A 1,020-nucleotide genomic window follows, 5' to 3' on the forward strand; every position below is an offset into this window, starting at 1 on the left:
ATATAAAAATATATCACCATCACAAATAGAAGAAGTTTTAAAGAAAACCCCTAATCAATTGAGGCACTTGTTGCCCCATAAAAATTTGGTGGATAAATATAAACTTGTTCTCTGTGAGTTTTTAAAAAATGACCAGCATAGTGCAGAGATCCTCCTTTCTATATATGAAGTCGAAAATAGTTTTAATAAAAAGAAGTTGTATCTACCTAGTTGTTTAACTATTCAAGATAAAGAAAGCATAATTGCTTCGTACATCGACTCCGAGCATTGCAATACTAACTACCTGCCAATAATACAAAATGCTAAAAAACATAATGACTTCCGAATCTCAGATAAAACTAAATTAGCAGCTAAGAGAAAATACCAACAGTCTATTAAAGATTTTTTCGATAGTGGTACTAGTTCATCATTTGAATACGGGGTAGCTATCAGTTATCCCGAAAATTCTTCTAAAATTAAACATGCTTGGTATGAGCAGGGTACAGTCCATTACGAATTTAGCTTAGATTACATTAAAGAAAATAATCACCCATATATTCTGTACAGAAACTTCAAGACACTTTTTGAGTACGTGGATGAACAGAATATTGTAGCTCTAACCAGCAAAGAAAATCAGCTTGGAGTTTTTGAAAGAACTTTAGGTGTTAGATCAAGAACTGAATACATTTTTGGTGTAGCGTTCACACAAATAGAAATGGCATCTATGGGACAAATTTACACATATTCCAACGTACTAAAAGGGCTAGGGTATTCATTAGAAGATATTCTAAAAACAGTTTTCACTAATACTTTACCGGAATTATTTGACTTACCTAGTAACGCCGATTTTACAATTCCTACTCAAAATGCTTCTGCTTTAGAGAAAATAAGAACAATCGCGCCTGAGTTCGAGTCGATATTGAAGCAATACAAATTATTTGTAGAAAATGGACATATTGATTTTGAACTTCTACAAATGTCATCGGGCCCTACAGCTATCAAAGACATTCCAAGCTTAAATAGCAATAAGTACATATATAT

The 1,020-nt window shown here is 32.5% G+C and carries 1 protein-coding gene; it reads left to right on the forward strand.

Annotation, left to right across the window (positions count from 1 at the left end; translation table 11 throughout):
* Positions 1 to 1,020 (forward strand): hypothetical protein (locus L1D46_RS20735; protein WP_239978178.1); only part of this gene is annotated, 1,020 nt, incomplete at both ends.

The organism is Pseudoalteromonas sp. Isolate3 (assembly GCF_022398505.1).
GTDB classification, from domain to species: Bacteria; Pseudomonadota; Gammaproteobacteria; order Enterobacterales; family Alteromonadaceae; genus Pseudoalteromonas; species Pseudoalteromonas apostichopi.